Raw genomic sequence first — 23,830 nt, forward strand, 5'->3', positions numbered from 1 at the left:
ATGAAATTGATGAGTACCTATATAAAAGAAATGAAGATTGCTTTTCGTGGCTTTTATTTCTATATAGAGATTGCTGTAGCCTTAATTCTACTTGTTATTCTGCTAGTGGCTGTAGATACTAAACCAGATAGTGCTGATAAGGAATACGTGTATTATGATATGCCAGAAGAAGTATATGATAGCTTATATGTTGAGGATATACAAGAAGGTAAAATCGTAGATATCAAGGATAAGGAATTTAAACTTAAACCTATTAAGTTCCAATTGACTAATAAGGAAACTGGAGAAGTAACAGAATATGATTTTGTGGATGAGAAAACTATCACTACAGAAGCTAAACAAGCTATAGATAAAGATACTGGTAAAGTTATGAAAACTATATATAGAACCAAAAATGAAGAAGATATGCTTCGCTTATCATACCAGACAGGTAAAATAGGTGCTACAACTACTATGAGTGATACAGGTGAGTTCAGTTACCGTTATATACTACAAGGTTATGAAACAGAGCGTTATTCCGATTTACTATATATTCTGCATACGCTTCCAACAGATGAGATTAGAGCTCAGAGAGATAAACAAGTCATTAGAGAATTAGGGTCAACAGATAGGTTAAATACTAGAGAAGCGGTAGTACCAGTGTTTGTAGCTTTTGCAGGTTCGTTGATGGGATTTTTCATTATAATGTCTTATGTGTTTCTAGATAAGGCAGAAGGAGTCATTCGTGCTTTTGCAGTGACACCATCAGCGGTATGGAAGTATTTGTTAAGTAAGATATTTGTAATATTGACTACAGTGGTCATATCATCAAGCATTATTGTAATTCCTGTAATGGGATTAAAGCCTAACTACATTTGGTTTTACATCTTTTTGCTTATTACAACATTTGGATTTGCAGCATTTGGCTTATTAGTAGCTAGCTTTTTTGATTCTATCAGCAAAGCTTTTGGAGTGTTGTACCTTATCATGATTGCATTGATGTTACCTGGATTCTCCTACTATATTAGTAGTTTCGATCCTCTATGGCTTAGATTTTTCCCAACTTATCCAGTACTTCAAGGTTTTAAAGAAATATTGATTGGTAATCCTGATATAACATATTTGGGAACTTACTCAATTGTATTTTTACTTGGCGGTGCTATATTGTTGTTCCTAGCTAATCTAAGGTTCAAGAAAACATTGACGGTGTAAGGGGGATGAAATGATGAGTAAAATTTTTAGAATATTCCGCAAAGATACTAAAATAGCAACAAGAGATGCGATACTGATATACATTATTATAATCCCAATTATATTAGCCGTAGGTATTCTTTTGTTTGCGCCAGGATTGAATGATAGTAGTGTAAAAATAGCTATGTTGAAAAGTGATGAAGCAGAACATGTTGCATATATGGAGAAATATGCTCAAATAGAGTTGTTCAATAACATTGAAGATCTGGAGAGACGTGTTAACAAAAGAGATGATGTTGTTGGGATAGCCCCTACAGACAATGGATATGAGATAATCGTGCAAGGTAATGAAGCGGAGGGTTTAGCAGATTATCCAGAAATATTGAATTCACTGTATGAATTAGGTGTGACGGAAGAAAATACAACTGCGACTAATTTATCATTTGAGAAAACAGTACCACCTCTTAAGACTAAATTGGTGAATATGCTTATACTATTGGTAGTTATGTTGGCTGGAATGATTATTTCATTAGGCATCGTAGAGGAGAAGTCTGATAATACTATAAGTGCTGTTAATGTAACGCCAGTTTCACAGACAGGTTTTGTTTTAGGTAAAAGTGCTCTCGGTAGTATCACATCACTTGTGAGTATTATTTTGGTACTTTTGATAACTGGATATCATGATGTTAACTGGCTGATGATTATACTTGTAGGTTTCACTTCAATGCTACTAAGCTTGATTATTGGATTCTTACAAGGCTTAAGCTCAAGCGATGTAATTGAAGCAGCGGCAGGAGTTAAAATAATGATGCTACCTATAGCTGGTTCCATAGCAGGATATGAACTGCTATCAGACAAATGGCAATGGACAATGTATTGGAGTCCTTTCTACTTTGCATACAAAGCTAATGATATGATTCTATCAAAAATCGCTGATTGGGGTACAGTAATAATATGCGTAGTAGCAGTTATTGTCTTAACTTTACTGGTTTATTTAATTTCAATACCAAAGATAAGAAGAGGCTTAAGTTAGAATTAATGGTATCTAATTAATTATCAAGAAGGTAAATAAGTACCTTTAAACCTAAATTTAAGAAGGAGAGATATTATGGGTATTGGATATTTGTTAGGAGCAATCTTTTGTTTTTTATATGCCATACTAGTTGGTTATTTTGGAGGCATCAAAAAATCACCAGGATTAATAAGAATAACTAAGATGAAGATAAATAAAAATATGAAGGATGAAACAGCAGCTAAATTATGTATTGGAGCAAGTATCGTCGTATTAGCGATTGGTATATTTCTAATTGTTTATGGAGCTATACAAGGTTAATATATAATTGCATTACTAAAAATAATACGAAAATAAGTAAAGTGAGACATGGAGATATGTCTCACTTTATTTAGGTGAAAAAATTAATGACGATCTTGCTTAGATGCTATTTTAATCATGCTTTTTAACACTATTTTTGTTGATTATAATGGAATTATCTGTTAACATTGAATATGTAAAGATAATTATAGTACTATGGATAGGAAGGGATAGTGGAGAGAAACTACTTATTTGCTTTTTTATCTTATTGTGATAGGTATACTTTTATCAAAATTAGGGAGATATATAGGTTCAAGAATTTCTTTATTATTAAAGAACTGAGACTATACTATTATCAGTCAAGTTGCTTTTAGTTTTAATCAATTTTGCATTTGATAATCTTAATACTTATGAGATTGAAACAGGATGTGTAATTGACAACAGGGTTCTGAAATGGTAATGATGAAATTAGGAATGAAAAAAGATGAAGAATACAAAAAACGACAATTGCTAAAGGGTAAAACTTACGATAGAATTAAATATAAATTAAATATAGAAGAGTGGAAAGAATTGTAATGTATAACTAAAAAATGACTATAGGAGAGATTTTCTTGAAAAGTAAGTTGCTGAGAATAAAAGGAACATGGAGGGATGTAGCTGATTCAGCTAGAACCACAATAAATAAAGAGGCAGGTACTGGAGAACCTAGTTCAAATTGGAAAAGGAGAATGCTTTTATCAGAACATTCACCAATTAGACAAATACTGATTAATGTAAAATGGTATGAATTGAAATATTGGGTATCTGTACATATAACAAGACATAAATATGGAATTGAACATTGGGTTAGGACACAAAGAACAGATAGGACTGGTTTAGATAGAAATGAATTACCCCAAAGTAATTATGTTGAACACGAATTTCTAGCTTCTGCACAAGCGATGATAAATATATCCCGTAAAAGATTATGCATGCAAGCATCAAAAGAAACAAGAGAGGCATGGGAAAACATGTTAGAGACAATAAAAGAAAATGAGCCTGAATTATACAAAGTATGTGTACCTGATTGCATATATCGTGGTTGGTGCTATGAATATAAATCTTGTGGATACCATAAAACTAAGGAGTATCAAAGAAAATTAAAAGAATATAGAGAAGGAATTAATGAATAATAAATAACCTATAATAAATACTGAACTTAAAATTATTATAACTATAAAAAGTAATAATTGTTAATGTGTTTTAGAGAGGAAGTATAAAATGGATGATTTAATAGAATGTATTTTTGATTTAATATTATTACCACTAGAAGGATGGGATGATCTAAAATTAAGACATAAAATTATCATAACATCAATATCTTTAGTCATGATAATTGTTGCTATTAAATTTTATAGTTAAACTAATATCTATTATAGTTGAGAAAAGTTATAATTAGGAATTAATGGAAGGAGATTGAATTATGAGTAGATTTGATATAAATAAAGCTAATGAATATATACATAAGTGGCAAGAAATATTGAGGTTACGAGACTGGGATATCAAATTATATGAAGTCAAACAGGAGTGGAGAAAGACAGGAGATATCAAAATAGATGAGAATGATAGAAAAGCTATAGTAATGCTTAATAACTTTAATCCTAAGCAGGATAATCTAGAGGCATTAATGATTCATGAATTACTACATCTGAAATTATGGGGTATGGACCAAATGATTGAAGAGTTGATAGAAAAAGTATTCGGAAGTGATATTGATGATAAGAAATATGAATTTGCCTACAAGAAATTTATGGAGGTGCTAGAACCAACTGTAGAAGATTTAGCTAAAGGTTATCTATCTTTAGGAGGAGATAAGAAAGAGATTTCATTTGGGAGAGTGCAGAAACAAGTAGATAAGGAATTAGGATTATAACAGGATATCAACTACAGTTTTGAGAAAGGAAATTATGAAGAAATTATTTATTATTATAACGATTATAGTCCTGCTAACAGGTTGCACTAATAGTATGGAAGAAAAATACAATGATTTAAATACAAAATATAACGAACTAAAAGAAGAAAAAGAATTAATGCTTGAAGAACTTCAAACAAAAGAATCAGATGTTCAAATAACTGACCAAGAAAATATTGCAATGGATATTTTAGAAAAACAAACAGCCAGTGAAATTGTTTTTACATGGAGTAACGAGGGAGCACCATTTGGTGAATCAATAGAATATTTTAACGAATGGTTACAAGAACTTCAACAAAAACATGAGTATTTTAATGACGGGTTTAGTCTTGATGTTTTGTCGGATAGTGAAGTGGAAATGTTAAATATATTTAAGCATTTATGCGAAAAAGAATATTCAGTATATGCTAATAATGAGTTGTTAGGGAAGACAAATGGTAAACTGTCGATTGGAGAATATGATGGGTATGAAGGTGTTGAGGCTATAATGACATATGATAATCCCAATCTACATGGTCTTTTTGTAACAGGTGATTATAATCATATACCAACAAAGGTTAATACCATATTGGATACTACTTCAGAGAATGATAAAAATCATATAGTTCCAGAAAGTTCAGAGAGAGTTGAAAAATATAAGGAAGTAGGTAAAAACATTGTACCAAGTAATATGGAGGTAAATATCACTCAGATATTTGAAGGAGATTTAGATGCTGATGGTAAGATAGAGAGAATAGTTAATTATAGTAATGCACCTAAAGATAGCGATGATATTGCTGGAAATTGGAATAACATTGATTTTACTAAGTATTATACTATCATTGTTGCATTAGATGAGAATTACCAATTAATTGATTATGTACATAATATAATTAATATTGAAGATAATATGGTTTACTCTAATTTGTTCACGACTATCGATTATTTTTTAGATATGGATAATAATGGAGAAATGGAAATAATATCTATTAAGCCATCATGGGAAAGCGCATATTTATATGTTGATAAAATACTAAAATACGAAAGAAGAGTTCAAGGGAAAATATATTTTTTTTGAATCATGGAGGTTATACAACCAAACATAGATGACTTAGCTAAAGGTTTTAGGAGGAGATAAGAAAGAGATTTCATTCGGAAGAGTAACAAGTAGACAAGGAATTAGGATTATAGTACATAGGAGCAAGTATAATGGTAATAAGAAATTACAGAAAAACAGATGAAAAAGAATGGTTGAAATGTAGAGTATTATCTTTCTTCGATTGTTCTTACTATGATGATATAGTTAGAAAAAAACCAACATATCAGAATGAGACAATAGATTTAGTAGCTGAAGAAAAGGGAACAATTATTGGTTTTATAGAAGTTGAAATTGAAAAGAAGATAAAAGATGTTTGTTACCTTCATGGAGAACTAGGCGGTGTGATATGGAATTTAGGAGTACTGCCAGAGTATAGAAACAAAAACATCGCAACACTTCTATTAGAAGAAACTAAAAAAATAGCTATAACTAAGAATATAACAAGGTTTGAAGCATGGACTCAAGATGATGTAAGTGCTAATAACTGGTATATTGGCAGAGGATTTAAATATATTGAAGGATACTTGAATGTATATGCATCAGGGAAACAATGTAAAGAGAATAATCTAATAAATAAAGACGAAAGTACTAATTCAATCAGGTCTTTGAATTTTGAAACTACACTTGATAGGAAAACAGAAATGGAACAAAAATATTATAGAGTGCATGAAGTGCGTTTGTACCAATTGGAACTTAATAAATGATTATAAGGATAACACTATAATGTAATCTTTGGAGGTGTATCATTTATGTTTTCTAAGAACAGTAGATTAGGAGAAGTAATGAAGAATCCTCTTGGCGTGGACATAATAGAAATGTTACTAGGTCAAATGAACATAAATAAATTGATAGTTAATAATCTGATAAGACAAATAAAATTGAAAAGTCTTATAAGGTTGAGTAAAGGAAAGATTGATGACAAATTCATTAATATGTTAATAGCTAAACTGAATCATTATGATAATCTGCTTCTACCTAAACAAGCTGAAGAAATTAAACCTACATGGTGGAAAGAAGCAGTTGCATATCAAATATATCCTAGAAGCTTCAAAGATAGTAATCAAGATGGTATTGGTGACTTATGTGGAATCATAGAAAAGCTGGATTACCTACAAGAGTTGGGAATTAATCTAATTTGGCTTTCGCCAATATATGATTCGCCAAATGATGATAATGGCTATGATATCAGGGATTACAAAAAAATTATGCAAGAATTCGGTACAATGCAAGACTTTGATAGATTGCTCTTGGAAACACATAAAAGGGGTATCCGCTTGATAATGGATTTAGTCATTAATCATACGTCAGATGAACATAAATGGTTTGTGGAGTCAAGTAAAAGTAAGGATAATCCTTATAGAGAATATTATATTTGGGAAAAAGGGAAAAACGGGAAAGAACCAAATAACTGGACATCTTTTTTCTCTGGACCAGCTTGGAATTATGACTACAAAACTAATGAATGGTCAATGCATATTTGGTCCAAAAAACAAATGGACCTTAATTGGAATTATAAACCTATGCGTAATGATTTATATGAAATGATAAATTGGTGGCTGGATAAAGGTATAGATGGATTTAGATTAGACGTTATTAATTTCATTTCCAAAGAATCTCAATTACCAGATGGTCACACTATGATTGAAGAGTTAATAGGTGTTTGCGGAGTTGAGAATTATGCTTTCGGACCTCACGTACATAGTTATTTACAGGAATTGAATAAAAACACATTCAGTAATTATGATGTTGTTACAGTTGGTGAAACACCTGGTCTTGGACTTAATACAAGCAAATATTTTACCCATGAAAGCAGAGAAGAGCTAAATATGATTTTCAATTTTGAACATATGGACAATCCAGGTAAAGATAGATTTGATGATTACCAATATGATTTAAACATTCTAAAAAAACAATTGGTAAAATGGCAGATGGATTATGGCAATAGCTGCTGGAATAGTCTTTTCTTAGAGAATCATGATTTTCCACGAATGATATCAAAAATAACTAATGAGTCCAAGTATTATGGTGTTGTCGGGAAATTACTAGCAACATTACTTCTCACTTTAAAAGGAACACCATTCATTTATCAGGGGCAAGAAATAGGTATGATTAATGCGGGTTTTGATTTATTGGAAGAATATAGAGATGTGGAAAGCATCAATATGTACGATAAATTAATAAAAAAGGGTATGACCAAAGAAGAAGCTTTAAGAAGAATAAAAATAGGTTCGAGAGATAATGCAAGAGTTCCTATGCAATGGTCATCCAACAATTTTGCAGGGTTTTCTGATGTCAATCCATGGATTGGTGTAAGTCAGAATTACAAAACAATTAATGTAAAATCTCAATTAAAAGATAACAATTCAGTGTATCATTTTTACAAGAGTTTAGTTGAATATAGGAAAGGATATAAGACCCTAGTTTATGGTGATTTTATTCCATACAAATTGAATAAGAAAAATAGATTTGCATATTATCGTAAAGATAATGAATCAACATTTTACATTGAAATCAATTTATGTTCTGCTAAGCAAAAAAGGCTAAAAGAAATAGATCCAACAAAATTACTTTTAAGTAACTATATTAATCATATCACAGATTTTCTAGAACCTTATGAAGTAGATATATATATGCTTAATAATCACTAGTAAAAGGTTTATTAACTTTAGTGTATATATTATTCTGGGGCTAAAGATTAAAAGGAGATATATTCATGTCTTATAAAGAACATAATAAAACAAAGGATTTTGATAGGAAATCCATGTATAAGGATTATCTTTATTCAATGCAAAAAGAATTAGAATGTACTATTGAAAATGATTGTTCATTTTTACTATTACATGATGAATTCTTGATGGACTACACAAAAAAACTTACAGAACAACATAATCATAAAGAGTTAGCTTCGTTATACGAACTTATTGGAATGCATTATAAAAATACTAACAACTTATTTTTTGATAATTATATCATATCAAATTATATGGCTATCAATCTATTAAATGTTAGCTGTTATTATTACTATGTAATGAAAAATGATTATTATAAAATTCTAGCTCAATTAGTTGTATATTCACAAGAAAAATCTATTAAGCAGTATGAAAATATTGATAATGGGATGGCTACTGAATATGCTATGAACGTAGAATTATTAGGTGATATATTCTTATTGTCGGACCAAGAAAAATCCGATATATATTATTCTAAAGCGAAAGAATTGTTTTCAAAGATAGATGAATGCGATCAATATTCTTGTTATAATGAATTTTGGTGTGATTATTCTTTTATGGAAACCAGAATAGCATTAAAGGCATGTTTTGGTATTGACATTAATTTTGAAGCTTTGGGAATTAAGAGAATTCAACAGAAGAAGGAAATATATGATTTAATACATAATGAGAAAATACTTTAATACTGTAAAACCTTTTAATTAGCTTACCTGCATAGAATATTGAAATGGGAAAGTTGAGTAAATAGGATTTTCCAATTTTGTTTATCATTGACGATATAAGAACCTTCTAGATGTTTTTAATCCAAAAGGTTCTATTTGTTTTTGAAATTAATTCTTTAATAAATGCTATATATCCTTATCCAATTTATCAATAACACTCTTCCAAAATCCAAGCAATGTTTTCTTAGAATCATTATCCAATTTTAGGAACTCTATAATAAATGCTTTATCCAGGTCAGTAGCATCTTGAGTATAATAACCTAAGTCATAGAAAAAATCATCTTCTTTAAACATTTCATTTTGACCAGTTTTCAACCATTCTTCATTTACATTAAATTCTCTAGAAATAAGTTTTATATTTTTATCTGTTAAATTAGCTCTATTATTTTCTATATCGGAATATCCACCTTGCGACATTTCAATTCTGCTAGAAAATTCTTTTTGTGAGAGGTTAAGCTCTTTTCGTAACAATTTCAATCTTTCATTAGATGTCAATATAATCACCTCCAGAACTATAATAACATAAAAAATAACGATATGCTATATTTTTTAATAGACATTAAAAGAATATCGTTTGACATTAAAAGATAATCGTTATATAATGAATTCAAATAATATGTAATCAGAGAAACATATTATTATAACTACAGAAATCGATAGGAAAATTAAAGAGGTGTTTAGTATGGATACAAAAGAAAATATCATGACAGAAATAGAACAAGCAGCCATAATGGCAGCAGATCAAGCAATCAAAAAATATACTATGCAGGAAATGAAAAAGAAAAAAGATTATCGTTTTAGAAATACAAAATTATTACTCAAGAACTATAATTCATTAAAAGCGCATCTTCAAAATGCAAAAGATGACATTAACGAAATCAGTGATATCATTAATGATGATAATATTGAAATAAGTAGAAGGGATGAACTATACATAAAATCCATTAGACAATCTAAATTTCGAACATTAATAATGTTAGCACATATTGATACGGCTATGTCACAGTTAAAGAAAAAAATGAGAACTAAAGATCAATATGACAAATATAGGGCTGTTGAAGAGATATATATGAAAAACAAGACATATGAAAGAACAGCAGAAGAACTCAATTGTGGAAATGCAACAGTCAGAAGATGGGAAAAAGAAGCAACCAATGAATTGAGCATATTATTATTCGGTGTTGATGGCATGAAAATAGACTTGTGATAATAACATGAGAAAAAGATGATATTTTAATGATAAACATAACGTGATAATATGTTATTAGTAAAAAATATAGCAAAGGAAAAATAAGAGCCTAAACAGCTCTTTTTTGTTTCTTATCCATTATTATATTTTTTATAGAAAATGATTAAAGCTATAAGCATCCCCAAAATTCATATGATATCAATCATTATAAAATCATGTTGATAGCTTTAATCATGAAAGCTGCTAAATGTTACTTATAAAATGTTTTTAATCTGAAATTCAAAGATAATTTACTGGATAAAATCATTTTGAAAATAAGGTATTCAAACATTAAGGTAGCTATAAAAAGAACAACAATATAATGAAAGGAGTGGTTGAAAATTAAATCAGTAACTCTAAGGGGGTTATTACATGATTACAAAAGATGTAATTGAAAAATTAAAATCTTCATATCCTGATATTCCAATATATCTTGAAGAATCCACACAGAAATTTGAAGCACCTTGTTTCTATGTGAAACTTCTCGACAGCACTCAGAATCAGTTGATAAGCAATAGATATATCAGGAAGAATAGCTATGAATTACTTTATTATTCTATAAATACAGAAGAGTGTGAAGTAGTAGCTAATGATTTATATGAAAAGATGGAGTTCTTATTTGATATCAAGGCAAAAGGCAGAAATATGCATTATAAAATTGATAATAAGGTACTTCATTTTTTTGTTGAGTACAAAATCAGGTTAATAAAAGAATGTGAAGAAATGCCAAAATTACAAAATATGGAGGTGAATGAATATGGCAGGGAAAACAACCACCAGGAAATATAAAAAAGATCAAATACTAAGAAGTAACCAATTTACAGTTACAGATAAGTATTTGATAGAAGCAATTTTGGAAGATAAAGATTATTCATTAGAGCAAGTCAAAAGCCTATTAGAAAAAGAAAAGAAAAGGAGTGTTAAATAATGGCAGGAGGATCATGGACAACACAAAACAAGGTAAGACCAGGAGCATATATCAATTTTGAATCAAATACAGGTTCATTTGGAACTATGGGAGACAGAGGTATAGTGACTATGCCTATGGTAATGAGTTGGGGAGCTAAAAAACAAGTAATGGAATTAGAACCAACAAATAATTTTCAAGAAATACTAGGATACAGTTTACTAGATGATGAATTACTACTTATAAAAGAAGCTTTCAAATGTGCAAGTAAGATTCTGCTATATCGTGTTAATGGCGGTTCAAAAGCTACTAAAACAGTTGAAAATCTAACAGCTACTGCAAAATATGAAGGTGTAAGAGGTAACGATATCACAGTAAGAATATCTGAGGATATTAATGCAAAAGGAGAATTTATTGTTACTACATATCTTGATAAATCAGTAGTATACGAACAAACAGCTTCAAGTATTGACAGTTTGAAATCCAATCCATACGTTGATTTTACAGGAACAGGAGCATTGTCAGAAAGTGCTGGTATCGTTCTAGAAGGTGGAAGTGATACAACTCCAGTAACACAAGATTATATGGATTATTTTACTGCTATAGAAGTATTCGACTTCAATACAATGGCGTTACCAGTTGATGATGATACTATCAAATCAACTGCGGTATCTTTTATCAAGAGACTAAGAAATGATGAAGGCAAGAAAATACAAGCTGTACTTTCTGATTATACATCAGCAGATTACGAAGGAATAATATCAGTTAAAAATGGTGTCAAACTTGCAGATGGAACTGTAATTGATAAAGTGAAAGCCACTGCATATGTTGCTGGTATAACAGCCGGAGCTGACGTTAATGTTTCTAATACTTATAAATCATATGCTGGAGCTGTGGATGTAGATACCAAATATACCAATTCACAAATTGTCAAAGCACTGAATGCAGGAGAGATAGTGTTCGTAGCCAATGGAGAAAAAGTTGTTATAGAACAGGATATCAATACACTTACATCATTCTCATCTGAAAAAGACAAGAGTTTCAGAAAAAATAGAGTAATAAGAGTTCTTGATTCTATAGCCAATGATATTCAGAAGATATTCAGTAACTATTATATCGGTAAAGTGACTAATGACGATGATGGAAGAAACCTATTCAAATCAGAGGTTGTCAATTACATGAAAACTTTACAGGGAATCAATGCAATACAGAATTTCAATTCAGATAAAGACATAATTGTACAAGCTGCAAACGAGAAAGATTCTATCATTGTTGATGCTTATATACAGCCAACAGATAGTATGGAAAAATTATATATGAAAGTTACATTAAACTAGGAGGATGAACTATGGGATATTTAAGAGCAAGTGATACAATTAGCGGTCAGGAAGCAAGGGCATATATAAAAATTGATGGTCATACGGAAGAAATGTTCTACGCTAAAAATTTTAAAGCAACTGCAGAAAAAAGTAAAACTGAACTTAAGACATTAGGTAAAAGAGGCGTCCAAAACAAAGCGATAGGATGGAAGGGTTCAGGTAGCATGACAATATATTATGCTACAACTAAATTTAGAGATATGATGTATGATTACATCCAAAAAGGTAAAGATTTATATTTTGATATTCTAGTTGTTAATGAAGATCCTATGTCTTCTTTGGGAAAGCAATCTATAGTAATAAAGAATGTTAATCTAAATAGTGTGATACTAGCACAATTTGATGTGGATGCAGAAATTCTAGAAGAAGATATGGAATTCACTTTTGATGATGTAGAAATAGTAAATAGATTCAATGAACCTAAATTAGGATAAGAAGGAGGAATGTAAAATGAGTAATTTACAAGCTTTTTTTGCACAAAATGTAGATCAGACTATAACAATAAAACAAGTTATCTCCACTAGATTCAAAGATGAAGAGGGTAATCCAATTCCTTTTGAATTTCAAGCTATCAGTAGAGAAAGAGAAAAAGAAATCAGAAAATCATGTACCAAAAAAGAAAGAGATAGAAAAAGAGGTATGAAAACCATAATAGACGAAGATTCATTTATTGATAAATTCGTTGCAGCATGTACCGTATTTCCTAATCTAAAAGATTCTGATTTACAAAAAAGTTATGGTGTTATGGGCGAAGTAGATTTGTTAAAAGCTATGCTACTTCCAGGAGAATTCACTGAAGCATTATTGGTGGCTCAAGAAGTAAATGGCTACGATAAAGATATGAATGACCTGGTGGAAGAAGCAAAAAACTAATTAATGAAGGGGATAGTGAGGCTAATTATGCTCATTATGCCCTTCACAAGTTAAGAATACTGCCAAGACAATTTGTAGAAATGGATAGATACGAAAAAGCATATGTAATGGCAAGTATTGATATTCATGTACGAAATGAGAAAAGAGCACAGAAAAAAGCTGAAAGGAAAGGTAGGTGATAACATGTGGCTACGTTAACGCAGAGTTTAAAATTAAATGATGGATTTAATCCTGTGTTGAACAATATTACTCAAAACACAAATGTGGCGATTGCAAATTTTAAGAAATTCAAGCAGGTAACGAAAAACACTTGTAACATAAAAAATTTCAACCTTGCCAATATTAATATAAACGCTATGGGTATAGGGATAAAAGAAGCAGGAGAACGACAAGACGAATTCAATGATAAGGTTGCTGAAGGAGAAAAAAAATCTTTTAAATTACTAAATGTGATTGATGCTGTTAAAAAATTAAAATCTAATGATAAAGTGACAAAATTTATAAATTCAGCAGATGAATATGTAAAGTCACAGAGTAAAATACAGCAAATTAATGATAATTTACAGACTACAGAAGAATTAAATAAAAAAATATTTAAATCAGCAGGTAGAAGCAGAAGTAGTTATTCCCAAATGGTAGATACTGTAAGTAAAATAGGATCTACGGCATCTGGTTCATTTTCTAACAATGATGAAATGATTGCTTTTTCTGAACTAATGACAAAATCATTTAACCTTGCCGGTATAAGTGCTAATGATCAGAGTAAAGCGATGAATCAGTTAGCTGAAGGGATGGCTAAAGGAAGTATACAAGGAAATGCATTTAACACGATTCTTCAGAATTCGCCTGCGCTTGCTCAATCTATTGCTGATGAAATGGGAGTACCTTTAGATAAACTTGATGAAGTAAGTTCTAAAGGGCGTATAACTTCTGATGTAGTAAAATCAGCATTATTTAAATCAGCAGATGATATTAACTCGCAATTTGACCAAATGCCTATGAAATTCAGTGATATTACAACGAATATAAATGATAATATCGCTTATGGATTACAACCAGCGTTTCAAGCGTTTTCTGATTTTATTAACTCAAGTAGTGCTCAAGAGCTATTTACTACTATCGCCAGTGGTTTAAGAGTATGTATGGGTGCTGTTGGTGAATTCATAGATGCGATAGCACTTATAGCTACTTTTTTTATTGATAATTGGTCTCTTATTAGTCCCTTGTTATTTGCAATACTAATACCATTATTGTTATTAAAAGGAACAACAATGGTTCTAAATGGTATTATGGCAATTAGTAATGGTATAAAAGCAGTGGGGACTACTATAAATACTGCTCTATCAATAGCTAATCGTAGAGCGGCAGAAGCTACTATAGAACAGACTACTGCTCAATGGGGATTTAATAGTGCTTTATTAGCATGTCCTATAACATGGATTATACTTGCTGTAATAGTACTTATCGCATTAATATTTTTAGTAGTTAATGCTATCAACCATTTTGCTGGGACTTCAATAAGTGCAATAGGTGTTATATGGGGGGCTATTTGTACATTAGGGGCATTTATTCAAAACCTTTTATTCGGGGTGTTGGAGTTAGCTCTTGGTATGATAAATAGACTGATTAATCCCTACATTAGATTTGCAAATTTCATTGGTAACGTATTTACTAATCCTATATCATCAATTATATATCTGTTTCAGAGTATGGCAGATGGAGTATTAGGTGTTCTAGAAAAAATAGCATCTGCTATGGATTTTATCTTTGGTACTAAAATGGCTGATACGGTTTCAGGTTGGAGAGCAGGACTAAAAGATATGGCAGATGATGTAGTACAGGAATATGCTCCTGACGAAAATTATACTAATATTATCGATGAATTAGATCTTTCCGTTGATGATCTCGGACTGAAAAGAGCAGATTATGGTAAGACATGGAATAGTGCCTATGATTCAGGAGAAAAATTTCAAAATAGTATTGCTGATAAATTCAATTTTGATACTGGTATGGAAGATTCCATAAATGATATATTAAAAGACTCCATAGACAAAGATCTTCTAGATAATTTTGGTAATCAAGAAAATCCAGTATATACTAATTCCACTGTTGATAATACTGTCGATGTATCCAGCGAAGACCTTAAGATTATGAGAGATATAGCAGAGATGCAAGCTATTCAGAATTTCGTTACACTTACACCAACAGTTAAAGTCACTACTGGAGATATCCACAAAGATGTAGATGTAAACACTGTAGTTGATAAAATAACCAACTCTCTTAATGAAGAAGTATCAGCAAATGTAAAGGGGGCGTACAATGTATAGCATAATTCTAAAATCAATTAATAATAATGAAGAACAAGAGATTGAATTACCTGTTTTACCTGAAAAGATAGAGGTTAGAGAAAGTAGTAATAATAAAAATTTTAATCTACAAAATATAGGTGAAATCACAATAATCAATAAAATAAAAGCTCCTACATTAAAAATCAGCAGTATTTTCCCCTCGCATCGTGGACCATATGTAACAAGCATTGATTTCAAAGAGCCTAGTGAATACATAAAACTCATACAAAAATGGAGAGATGGAGATAAGGAAAATAACTTTCAAAAATATCCTTTTGAATTAGTCATAAGTGGTTCAGCTTTCCCATTGAGATGGGTATGTACAATTGAAAACTTTACTTATAGTGAATCAGCAGGTTCTGTTGGAGATATTGAATATAGTATAGAATTTAAAAAATATCGTAAATATGAGTTGAAAATAGCTACTGTTGATGATTTGCATGGTACGTTAAAAAATACAAGAGAAGAACAAAAAAGTACACCTAAGAGTTACACAGTAAAATCTGGAGATACCTTATATGGTATATGCAAGAAACTCTTGGGAGACGGTAATAAATACAAGGAAATAGCATCAAAAAATAACATTAAGAATCCTAACCTAATATTTCCAGGGCAGGTGTTACAGCTATGAAAACACAAATATATGTTGACGACAGATGCGGCAATGTGTATGAAATACCTCATGGACAGATAACACTAAAAAGAGCTCGTAACGGTAGAGCTGCAAGTATGGAATTTGAATATTATGAAGATTCTACAGTAACAGAATTCCCTATTAATACTGGATATGTCGTTCTCATGAAAGCAGATGATATGAGAATCTTTTACGGCTATGTTTTCAAGGTAAGCATGACTAAGATTACATGTTACGACCAATTAAGGTACCTTAAGTTCAAAGATAGCAAAGTCTTTGAAAATAAAACTCTGACGGAAATTGTAAATATCATCGCAGGCGAAAACTTAATGTTACTTGGCAATGTAGCGGATACGAAATATGTTATACCAAAACAAATCAGTGATAATACAGAATATCTGGATATGATAGTGAAAGGTATAGAAACTACACTACTGTCTACAGGTAGATTATATTTTATACAAGACAATGTAGGGTTCTTGGAGCTAATGGATATAGATGATACTAAGCTTGATATTCTGTTAGATGGAAATGGTAATATAACAGATTATGATATAACAACTGACATAGATACAGATACCTATAATTGTATAAAACTCGTACAAGATAATAAGAAGACAGAACCCAGAGAATATCCATATCAAGATTTTGCTAGTATCGCTAAATGGGGTAAATTACAATACTTTGAAGTTGTGGATGAAAAATATAACATGGCACAGATTAATGAAAAAGGAAATAATCTGTTGAAGCTCAAGAATAGGGAGAAGAAAACTTTCAAGCTGAAAAATGCAATAGGCGATATAAGATGTAGATCTGGTTACAGTGTATATATCAATATGCCAGAACAAGGTATTGATGGTTGGTATTTAATTGATTCTGATACACATAAATTCAATGATAACGAACATACGATGGATTTAGAATTGGTGGTGGTTAATTGTATAACAGCATAAAGAAAATAGTAAAAGAGACAATGGATGGGATTAATGCAAGAATACTTGTTGGAACAGTTTCTAGCACTGATCCTTTTTTGGTTAATGTAGAACAGCGTCTCCAATTGCCTTTAGGAGTATTGACTTTTCCCGAACATCTTCAAGAAGTTAAGCTAACAATAAAAGGTTATGAAGATGATGTTGAAATTGAAAAAGAATACATACTAAGGCCGAAACTAACAACTGGAGATAAACTCATTTTAATTAATCTAGGAGAAGAATATATAATATTTGACAAGGTGGGTGATTACGGTGAATCAATCCTTATTACCCAAGAGTAATCTGAAAGACATAAAATTCGTTGATAACATGGCAAGTAAAACATGGTTAATTAAGAACAATAAAATAATAGGGATGGATGATGGATTAGAAGCTGTAAAACAGTCTATCACTATGATGCTGAATATTCCTAGATATGATTATATTATCTATTCATGGGATTATGGTCATGAACTTAATAATTTGATTGGTAAAGATGTTGAATATGCCGAGCTTGAAGCACCAAGGCTAATCAAAGAATGTCTGCTTCAAGATGACCGAATATCCAATGTCAATAATTTCATATTCACTAACACGAATGATGGTCTGCTTGTGAAGTTTGATGTTACAACGATTCATGGAACAGTTGAAAGTGAGGTGACTATCTAACCTATGACTTATGAAGAGATATTGAAAAGAATGCTGAACAAAATACCAAATGACGTAGATAAGAGAGAAGGTTCTATCATATACGATGCCTTCGCTCCTACGGCTTTTGAATTAGCTCAGATGTATGTTGAAATAGAGAGTATGTTAGATATGGCTTTTGCTAATACAAGCTGTGGTAAATACCTTGATTACAGGTGTAACGAAAAAGGAATAGAAAGAAGAAAATCAACGAAAGCAATAAGAAAAGGTGTTTTCAATATAGATGTTCCTATAGGTTCAAGATTTGGTATGGATTCATTGGTTTATACAGTTATTAAAAAACTTAATAAAGAAAGTAATGAATACTCTCTAGAATGTGAAACAACTGGAGAAATCGGTAACAAAAGTTTCGGTACTCTGCTTCCTATCGATTACATAGCTGGTCTTACACAAGCTGTGTTAAGTGATGTAATTGTACCGGGTGAAAATGAAGAATCCGATGAAGAACTGCTAAAAAGATATGATATAGAAGTCAAGAAAACATCTACCAGTGGAAATGCAAACCACTATTGTATATGGTCAAAAGAAGTTCTAGGAGTAGGCGATGCTAAAGTTTTCCCACTAGCAAATGGACCTGGCACAGTTAAAGTTGTAGTGATAGACAGTAACAAAAAATCACCTTCTAGAGAATTGATAGACAAAACATATAAACACATAGAAGAAGTACGACCTATTGGAGCAAAAGTAACAGTAGTCGGCGCAAAGGAAAAGCAAATTGATGTAACTGCAAAAGTAGTTCTGGCTAATGGTTACAATATAGGCAAAGTCCAGCAGAATTTCATTAATCTTGTAGACCAATTTTTAAAAGACATAGCCTTTGAGCTTTCTTACATCAGTATAGCTAAAATAGGAAATATACTTCTGAATACTCCGGGAGTACTTGATTATAGCGAATTAAAAATTAATAATATTACAGTTAATATAGGACTGGAAGATGAAGAAATACCAGTTTTGGGTAGTGTTATATTGGAGGTGTGATAGTTGTACCCTAACGACATAGATGAATTTACAGATAAATTAAATAAAATAGACAATAACGTTTATGTAATAGAAGAAGAAATACAGATTGAAGAAGGTAAATACGAGGGACTACTCGCACATGACAATATTAATACCAACTCAATAAAAGTCTATACAGGTTCTAAATTAACAGGTGAAGAAATCAAAAATGTTATTGTATCCGGGATAAGTGAAACTCCATGGAAACGATTGATTAAGATATACACAAGTGTTTCGCCAGTATATGTAACCTATGAGACACAAGGGGATACTGTTGAAGCAGAAGACATAAACAAAGTTCAGGACAGCATTGTTAATACTGAGAAGGCTCTAAACCAAGAAACTTATAGAGCAGAAAAAGTAGAACAAAGGATTGCGAGTGATCTTGAACAAGAAAAAAATAGAGCAGTAGATAAAGAAAATATCATTAGTAATCAACTGAACCAAGAAGTAGGCAGAGCAAAAGAGGCTGAACATAACATTACTAATGAATTAAATAATGAAATCACTAGAGCCACAGAAAAAGAGCAAGTTCTAAGTACTAGTATAAATAATACTAACACTAATCTGGTAAATGAGAAAAATAGAGCAAAAGAAGCAGAAGTAAATATAAATAAAAGCATTGATAGCATCAATAATGATCTTATTAATGAAAAAGACAGAGCAAAAACAAGAGAAAGTGACATAGAAACCGATTTAGATGACTATAAAGGTATCAATAACACTGAAATCCAAAAGCTAAAAGAAAAAGACATTGAGATAGATAATAAAAAAGCTGCTAAAACATATGTAGATTCAGAATTGAACAAAAGATATCTCAAGCAAGAAATTTTTACCAAAGAAGAAGTGTTGAGAAAAATACAAGATGTTATAGGTACTGCTCCTGAGGCACTAGACACTTTATCAGAAATAGCAAAGTCATTAAATAACGATGCTGATTTTGCAGGTACAATAACTAATCAGTTAAGCAAAAAGGTTGATAAAGCACAAGGAAAAGCTTTGAGTGATGAAAATTATACTGGTAAAGAAAAAGATAAACTTGCAGGTATAGAAACTAATGCTAATAAGTATGTCCATCCATCAAAACATACTGCAAATGTGATTACACAAGATTCCAGTCATAGATTTGTTAATGACAATGAAAAAATCAATTGGAATGATGCTAATAGCAAGAAACATCAACACGATAATAAAGCTGTTATCGATAGTTTATCACAAGCAATCATTGATAAATGGAATAGCAAAGCCGAAGGAGTACATACTCATACCAAAAATGAAGTAGGTCTAGATAAAGTTGATAATACAACTGATTTAGATAAACCTGTATCAAAAGCTGTCCAAACTGCTCTAAATAAAAAAGCAAATAGTCACTCACACCCCTATCTGCCATTGAGTGGTGGTAAATTAACAGGCAATCTTACTATTGCTGATGGGAAAAAGTTAGTGTTCATGGATTCTAATGGTGAAGGAATGGCTATGGATTCCAATGGTGAGAATTGGAGATTATTCGAACCGGAAGACGGAAATAAAACATGGCTTGAGTTCAAAGACGACGATGGTCTATATGTTCTAGGTCAAAAGGCCAGTTTAGTCAATCATAACCACAATAAAACCTATGAACCTAAAAATGATAATATTCAAGCTCATATAAAAACAGCACATGCACCAAGTAATGCTCAAAAAAACAGCGATATCACCAAAGGAGAAATTGAGGCTAAGCTAAGAGGAAATATCACATCACATAGTCATAATCCAAACCATATACATAGCAACAAAAGCGTATTGGATAAAATTTCAATGAGTGGTACTGAAAGTGGTTTTGATCTATCACATTTTGTTACCAATGATGACTTAGGTAATGCAGGATATGGAGATATGCTTAAGTCAGTATATGATAAAAATGGTAACGGAAAAGTTGATAAGGCCGAAAAAGCTGATAGTGTAACATGGACAGGGGTTAGTGGGAAACCGTCAAAATATTCTCCAAGTTCACATACTCATCTGATTAATGATATGAATTACAGAACAATTGATTTTTATGTTGAAGGAAAAGCCAATACATACTATCCAGTTGTTTTGAGTGGAATAAGTGACTACGGTTCTTCAGGATTACCTAGCAAGAAATATTTTGAATTAATTAGAGGTTATTCATGGACCGCTCCTAATACATGGAATACATCTACCCACAAAGGCGGACTACAAATATACATGGATACTTATGCATATGGCTGGGGTGGCATGAATTATTTCATGGAGTTCTCAATGGCTCAATTATATTCTAAGATGGTTGCTGATATAAGGATACCTGAACCAGATACTAATCTAATTATCTTCTGGTTAAGAGGTGGTCATGCATTATATAGAATTATAGCCTATGATAAGGATATCGCAATAACAGCGCATATTGGAGACTTCGTTCATAAGAAAGGTACTAAATACGAAAAAACTCATTCACCAAGAACCAGTATTGAACCAGTCTATAATTTCGTAGGTGGTGACTTCCGTAAATTTTCTACTATAGATTATCAGTATATAGGTGGCTCTTATAGGGATCCTAAAAATGGTTCGAGAGTATGGACAGCCAAGAATCTGAATCCCAATAACTATATAACCAAGAAGGCTTTAACATGGAATCAGCTTAAGGGGGTATATTAATGAGTTATGGAGAATCTATATATGGAATATCAAAATATGGACAAGAACAAGAGAAAGAAAAAGATATCTCTATTTATACTCCTGATTTAATTAGATATTTACCTCCATTTTTACATAACGTTAGAGAAATTATAACTCTTGAAAAAACATCAGCAGATGAAGTAGGGGCATTAAAATACGAGATAGAAGATGTAATCAATCAATTTTTTATCAATACGGCAACATGGGGATTGGACTTGTGGGAGAGTGAACTGGGATTAATGACAGATCCAAGCAAACCTTATAGTCTAAGAAGAGAAATAATAATAGCAAAAATAAGAGGTGCTGGAACTACTACCAAACAATTAATTAAGAATGTAGCTGTTGCTTATTCAGGTGGTGAAGTAGATGTTATTGAATACCCTGATGAGTATAGATTCGAAATCCAGTTCATTGGAATCAAGGGAATCCCTCTGAATATGGCTGGATTAATCAAATCCATAGAAGATATTAAACCGGCTCATCTTACTTACAGCTTCAAATATACTTATACAGTATGGAATATGTTATCAGATCTAAACTGGCAGCAAGCTAATAATAAAACATGGAATGAGATAAAAGTATATGAATAGATAGGAGTGATAAAATGCATACAACAAGTAATCTTAAATTAAAGAAACCAGAAGGAACAGATGTTGTCAATATTGAGGACATCAATAGCAATATGGATAAACTGGATGTAGAAGTTGCGAAGAAAGTTTCTCATTCCACAGATGGAAGAATGTCAAAAGAAGATAAGACCAAATTAGATGGAATAGCTAGTGGAGCAAATAAATATGTTCATCCTAGTACACATTCTATAGATATGATAAGTGAGACATCCAGTAAAAAAGTCATGACTTCAAGTGAGAGATCTAAACTTGCAGGTATAGCATCAGGAGCTAATAAGTATGTACATCCTAGTACACATTCTATAGACATGATAAAGGAGACATCCAGTAAAAAGGTCATGACTTCAAGTGAGAGGTCCAAACTTGCAGGCATAGCATCAGGAGCCAATAAGTATGTACATCCGTCCAAACATAGTGCAGGTGTTATTACACAAGATTCAAGTCATAGATTTGTGACGGATAGCGAAAAGAGTAGTTGGAATAGTAAGGCTGATGGTGCCCCAATAAAAGTGGATGATGATGTTGAGGCTAGAAATACAATAATAGGTTATTCTACGTTTGAGAATAATACTACTGGTGTGTATAATACAGCAATAGGGTACGGTACTCTTAAACACAATACTACCGGTTTTAATAATGATGCATTAGGTGTAAGTGCACTTAATAGCAATACTACTGGTGTGCATAATACAGCAATGGGATCAGTAACGCTTAGTTGCAATACTACTGGTAGGTGTAATACAGCAACAGGGAGTTGTGCACTTAAAAGCAATACTACTGGTACGTATAATACAGCAACAGGACGTTGTGCACTTGAAAACAATACTACTGGTGCGTATAATACAGGAATTGGGTACAATGCACTTGAAAACAATACTACTGGCGATGATAATATAGCAATCGGGTACGATGCACTTGAACACAATACTACTGGTAATAGGAATACAGCAATCGGGTACAATGCTCTTTGGAGTATAATTAATGACAAAATTGAAGAAAATTTTTCAAATTGCAGTGGATTAGGTGCCTTTGCGCGGGTAAGTGCATCTAATCAAGTTCAATTAGGTGATTCTGATACAACGACTTATGCCTTTGGAAGCGTTCAAAACCGTTCTGACAAAAGAGATAAGGCAGATATACAAGACACTAATTTAGGACTAGATTTTATATTGAAATTAAGACCTGTAGAATATCGTTGGGATTATAGAGACAGCTATATCGAAGAAGTAGAAGATGAGAACGGAGATAAAACATTAAAACCTATCCCAAAAGATGGTTCAAAAAAAGGTAAAAGATTCCATCAAGGATTTATAGCCCAAGAAGTAAAAGATGTAATAGATAATACCGGAATAGATTTTGCAGGGTACCAGGATCATAGTATCAATGGTGGCTGTGATGTATTAAGTCTAGGTTATACAGAATTTATTGCTCCAATGGTTAAGGCTATTCAAGAGCAACAACAAATTATAGACGATCTTAAAAAAAGAATAGAAATATTAGAAAGTAGATAAATGGA

27 protein-coding genes are annotated in these 23,830 nt (G+C 31.5%); 26 read left to right on the top strand and 1 reads right to left on the bottom strand.

Annotation, left to right across the window (positions count from 1 at the left end; genetic code table 11):
• The 11 genes from QMG30_RS08355 (at position 1) to QMG30_RS08405 (ending at position 8,923) form a co-directional block, all read left to right on the top strand.
• Positions 1-1,191, top strand: coding sequence for an ABC transporter permease (locus QMG30_RS08355; RefSeq protein WP_281814459.1), 1,191 nt, complete (start codon positions 1-3; stop codon positions 1,189-1,191).
• 13 nt (positions 1,192-1,204) lie between these two features.
• A complete protein-coding gene (locus tag QMG30_RS08360) occupies positions 1,205-2,203 on the top strand; it encodes an ABC transporter permease (RefSeq protein WP_281814461.1) in 999 nt (332 codons plus the stop codon).
• A gap of 75 nt (positions 2,204-2,278) precedes the next feature.
• Positions 2,279-2,503 carry a hypothetical protein gene (locus QMG30_RS08365; protein WP_281814463.1) on the top strand — a complete coding sequence of 75 codons (225 nt, stop codon included), beginning with the start codon at positions 2,279-2,281 and terminating at the stop codon, positions 2,501-2,503.
• 432 nt (positions 2,504-2,935) lie between these two features.
• Complete coding sequence (locus QMG30_RS08370) at positions 2,936-3,058, top strand: GNAT family protein (RefSeq protein ID WP_281814465.1); 123 nt, start codon at positions 2,936-2,938, stop codon at positions 3,056-3,058.
• A 35-nt stretch (positions 3,059-3,093) separates the two neighbouring features.
• On the top strand, positions 3,094-3,654 hold the full coding sequence (locus QMG30_RS08375) for a hypothetical protein (RefSeq protein WP_281814467.1): 561 nt from the start codon (positions 3,094-3,096) through the stop codon (positions 3,652-3,654).
• A gap of 88 nt (positions 3,655-3,742) precedes the next feature.
• Positions 3,743-3,883 (top strand): hypothetical protein, encoded by a 141-nt coding sequence (locus QMG30_RS08380; protein ID WP_281814469.1) that lies wholly within the window; start codon positions 3,743-3,745, stop codon positions 3,881-3,883.
• Positions 3,884-3,944: 61 nt separating this feature from the next.
• Complete coding sequence (locus tag QMG30_RS08385; RefSeq protein WP_281814471.1) at positions 3,945-4,394, top strand: hypothetical protein; 450 nt, start codon at positions 3,945-3,947, stop codon at positions 4,392-4,394.
• A 34-nt stretch (positions 4,395-4,428) separates the two neighbouring features.
• Positions 4,429-5,490, top strand: coding sequence for a hypothetical protein (locus QMG30_RS08390; protein WP_281814473.1), 1,062 nt, complete (start codon positions 4,429-4,431; stop codon positions 5,488-5,490).
• 131 nt (positions 5,491-5,621) lie between these two features.
• Positions 5,622-6,215 (top strand): GNAT family N-acetyltransferase, encoded by a 594-nt coding sequence (locus tag QMG30_RS08395; protein WP_281814475.1) that lies wholly within the window; start codon positions 5,622-5,624, stop codon positions 6,213-6,215.
• A 45-nt stretch (positions 6,216-6,260) separates the two neighbouring features.
• Entirely contained in the window at positions 6,261-8,159 is a 1,899-nt protein-coding gene (locus QMG30_RS08400) for an alpha-glucosidase (RefSeq protein WP_281814478.1), read from the top strand.
• A 65-nt stretch (positions 8,160-8,224) separates the two neighbouring features.
• Positions 8,225-8,923: a hypothetical protein gene (locus QMG30_RS08405; protein ID WP_281814480.1), complete on the top strand. Its 699-nt coding sequence runs from the start codon at positions 8,225-8,227 to the stop codon at positions 8,921-8,923.
• Positions 8,924-9,088: 165 nt separating this feature from the next.
• Here the strand turns inward: QMG30_RS08405 and QMG30_RS08410 are convergent, their stop codons facing one another.
• A complete protein-coding gene (locus tag QMG30_RS08410; protein WP_281814482.1) occupies positions 9,089-9,457 on the bottom strand; it encodes a helix-turn-helix domain-containing protein in 369 nt (122 codons plus the stop codon).
• 187 nt (positions 9,458-9,644) lie between these two features.
• Between QMG30_RS08410 and QMG30_RS08415 the strand changes: the two genes are divergently transcribed.
• The 15 genes from QMG30_RS08415 to QMG30_RS08485 all read left to right on the top strand — a co-directional run bounded on the left by QMG30_RS08415 (position 9,645) and on the right by QMG30_RS08485 (position 23,825).
• Positions 9,645-10,169, top strand: a complete 525-nt coding sequence (locus QMG30_RS08415) for a hypothetical protein (RefSeq protein ID WP_281814485.1) — start codon at positions 9,645-9,647, stop codon at positions 10,167-10,169.
• Between the two features lie 393 nt (positions 10,170-10,562).
• The gene (locus QMG30_RS08420) at positions 10,563-10,979 is read left to right on the top strand and encodes a phage tail terminator family protein (RefSeq protein ID WP_281814488.1); all 417 of its coding nucleotides are present in this window, start codon (positions 10,563-10,565) and stop codon (positions 10,977-10,979) included.
• A complete protein-coding gene (locus QMG30_RS08425; RefSeq protein WP_281814490.1) occupies positions 10,948-11,118 on the top strand; it encodes a hypothetical protein in 171 nt (56 codons plus the stop codon). Before QMG30_RS08420 ends, QMG30_RS08425 begins: the two co-directional genes overlap by 32 nt.
• The gene (locus tag QMG30_RS08430; RefSeq protein ID WP_281814492.1) at positions 11,118-12,434 is read left to right on the top strand and encodes a phage tail sheath family protein; all 1,317 of its coding nucleotides are present in this window, start codon (positions 11,118-11,120) and stop codon (positions 12,432-12,434) included. The genes QMG30_RS08425 and QMG30_RS08430 overlap by 1 nt, the downstream gene beginning before the upstream one ends.
• An 11-nt stretch (positions 12,435-12,445) precedes the next feature.
• Complete coding sequence (locus tag QMG30_RS08435) at positions 12,446-12,910, top strand: phage tail tube protein (RefSeq protein ID WP_281814494.1); 465 nt, start codon at positions 12,446-12,448, stop codon at positions 12,908-12,910.
• Between the two features lie 16 nt (positions 12,911-12,926).
• On the top strand, positions 12,927-13,349 hold the full coding sequence (locus tag QMG30_RS08440; RefSeq protein ID WP_281814497.1) for a phage tail assembly chaperone: 423 nt from the start codon (positions 12,927-12,929) through the stop codon (positions 13,347-13,349).
• 185 nt (positions 13,350-13,534) lie between these two features.
• Complete coding sequence (locus tag QMG30_RS08445) at positions 13,535-15,676, top strand: tape measure protein (RefSeq protein ID WP_281814499.1); 2,142 nt, start codon at positions 13,535-13,537, stop codon at positions 15,674-15,676.
• Positions 15,669-16,328, top strand: coding sequence for a LysM peptidoglycan-binding domain-containing protein (locus tag QMG30_RS08450; protein WP_281814502.1), 660 nt, complete (start codon positions 15,669-15,671; stop codon positions 16,326-16,328). Before QMG30_RS08445 ends, QMG30_RS08450 begins: the two co-directional genes overlap by 8 nt.
• Positions 16,325-17,284 (top strand): XkdQ/YqbQ family protein, encoded by a 960-nt coding sequence (locus QMG30_RS08455; protein ID WP_281814505.1) that lies wholly within the window; start codon positions 16,325-16,327, stop codon positions 17,282-17,284. Before QMG30_RS08450 ends, QMG30_RS08455 begins: the two co-directional genes overlap by 4 nt.
• Positions 17,269-17,604 carry a DUF2577 family protein gene (locus QMG30_RS08460; protein ID WP_281814508.1) on the top strand — a complete coding sequence of 112 codons (336 nt, stop codon included), beginning with the start codon at positions 17,269-17,271 and terminating at the stop codon, positions 17,602-17,604. Before QMG30_RS08455 ends, QMG30_RS08460 begins: the two co-directional genes overlap by 16 nt.
• Positions 17,576-17,971, top strand: coding sequence for a DUF2634 domain-containing protein (locus QMG30_RS08465; RefSeq protein ID WP_281814510.1), 396 nt, complete (start codon positions 17,576-17,578; stop codon positions 17,969-17,971). Before QMG30_RS08460 ends, QMG30_RS08465 begins: the two co-directional genes overlap by 29 nt.
• A 3-nt stretch (positions 17,972-17,974) precedes the next feature.
• Positions 17,975-18,988: a baseplate J/gp47 family protein gene (locus QMG30_RS08470; RefSeq protein ID WP_281814512.1), complete on the top strand. Its 1,014-nt coding sequence runs from the start codon at positions 17,975-17,977 to the stop codon at positions 18,986-18,988.
• A gap of 3 nt (positions 18,989-18,991) precedes the next feature.
• On the top strand, positions 18,992-21,664 hold the full coding sequence (locus QMG30_RS08475) for a coiled-coil domain-containing protein (RefSeq protein WP_281814514.1): 2,673 nt from the start codon (positions 18,992-18,994) through the stop codon (positions 21,662-21,664).
• Complete coding sequence (locus tag QMG30_RS08480; RefSeq protein WP_281814516.1) at positions 21,664-22,275, top strand: YmfQ family protein; 612 nt, start codon at positions 21,664-21,666, stop codon at positions 22,273-22,275. The genes QMG30_RS08475 and QMG30_RS08480 overlap by 1 nt, the downstream gene beginning before the upstream one ends.
• A 14-nt stretch (positions 22,276-22,289) precedes the next feature.
• Positions 22,290-23,825, top strand: a complete 1,536-nt coding sequence (locus tag QMG30_RS08485; RefSeq protein ID WP_281814517.1) for a tail fiber domain-containing protein — start codon at positions 22,290-22,292, stop codon at positions 23,823-23,825.
• The last annotated feature ends 5 nt before the right edge of the window (positions 23,826-23,830 follow it).

The sequence above is a fragment of the Vallitalea longa genome (assembly GCF_027923465.1).
In the GTDB taxonomy this organism is placed as follows: Bacteria; Bacillota; Clostridia; order Lachnospirales; family Vallitaleaceae; genus Vallitalea; species Vallitalea longa.

Bases quoted from the DNA above. Each gene is read 5' to 3' on its own strand.
- QMG30_RS08355 (WP_281814459.1), top strand. From the start codon at position 1: ATGAAATTGATGAGTACCTATATAAAAGAAATGAAGATTGCTTTTCGT.
- QMG30_RS08360 (WP_281814461.1), top strand. From the start codon at position 1,205: ATGAGTAAAATTTTTAGAATATTCCGCAAAGATACTAAAATAGCAACA.
- QMG30_RS08365 (WP_281814463.1), top strand. From the start codon at position 2,279: ATGGGTATTGGATATTTGTTAGGAGCAATCTTTTGTTTTTTATATGCC.
- QMG30_RS08370 (WP_281814465.1), top strand. From the start codon at position 2,936: ATGGTAATGATGAAATTAGGAATGAAAAAAGATGAAGAATACAAAAAA.
- QMG30_RS08380 (WP_281814469.1), top strand. From the start codon at position 3,743: ATGGATGATTTAATAGAATGTATTTTTGATTTAATATTATTACCACTA.
- QMG30_RS08385 (WP_281814471.1), top strand. From the start codon at position 3,945: ATGAGTAGATTTGATATAAATAAAGCTAATGAATATATACATAAGTGG.
- QMG30_RS08390 (WP_281814473.1), top strand. From the start codon at position 4,429: ATGAAGAAATTATTTATTATTATAACGATTATAGTCCTGCTAACAGGT.
- QMG30_RS08395 (WP_281814475.1), top strand. From the start codon at position 5,622: ATGGTAATAAGAAATTACAGAAAAACAGATGAAAAAGAATGGTTGAAA.
- QMG30_RS08400 (WP_281814478.1), top strand. From the start codon at position 6,261: ATGTTTTCTAAGAACAGTAGATTAGGAGAAGTAATGAAGAATCCTCTT.
- QMG30_RS08405 (WP_281814480.1), top strand. From the start codon at position 8,225: ATGTCTTATAAAGAACATAATAAAACAAAGGATTTTGATAGGAAATCC.
- QMG30_RS08415 (WP_281814485.1), top strand. From the start codon at position 9,645: ATGGATACAAAAGAAAATATCATGACAGAAATAGAACAAGCAGCCATA.
- QMG30_RS08420 (WP_281814488.1), top strand. From the start codon at position 10,563: ATGATTACAAAAGATGTAATTGAAAAATTAAAATCTTCATATCCTGAT.
- QMG30_RS08425 (WP_281814490.1), top strand. From the start codon at position 10,948: ATGGCAGGGAAAACAACCACCAGGAAATATAAAAAAGATCAAATACTA.
- QMG30_RS08430 (WP_281814492.1), top strand. From the start codon at position 11,118: ATGGCAGGAGGATCATGGACAACACAAAACAAGGTAAGACCAGGAGCA.
- QMG30_RS08435 (WP_281814494.1), top strand. From the start codon at position 12,446: ATGGGATATTTAAGAGCAAGTGATACAATTAGCGGTCAGGAAGCAAGG.
- QMG30_RS08440 (WP_281814497.1), top strand. From the start codon at position 12,927: ATGAGTAATTTACAAGCTTTTTTTGCACAAAATGTAGATCAGACTATA.
- QMG30_RS08450 (WP_281814502.1), top strand. From the start codon at position 15,669: ATGTATAGCATAATTCTAAAATCAATTAATAATAATGAAGAACAAGAG.
- QMG30_RS08455 (WP_281814505.1), top strand. From the start codon at position 16,325: ATGAAAACACAAATATATGTTGACGACAGATGCGGCAATGTGTATGAA.
- QMG30_RS08470 (WP_281814512.1), top strand. From the start codon at position 17,975: ATGACTTATGAAGAGATATTGAAAAGAATGCTGAACAAAATACCAAAT.
- QMG30_RS08480 (WP_281814516.1), top strand. From the start codon at position 21,664: ATGAGTTATGGAGAATCTATATATGGAATATCAAAATATGGACAAGAA.
- QMG30_RS08485 (WP_281814517.1), top strand. From the start codon at position 22,290: ATGCATACAACAAGTAATCTTAAATTAAAGAAACCAGAAGGAACAGAT.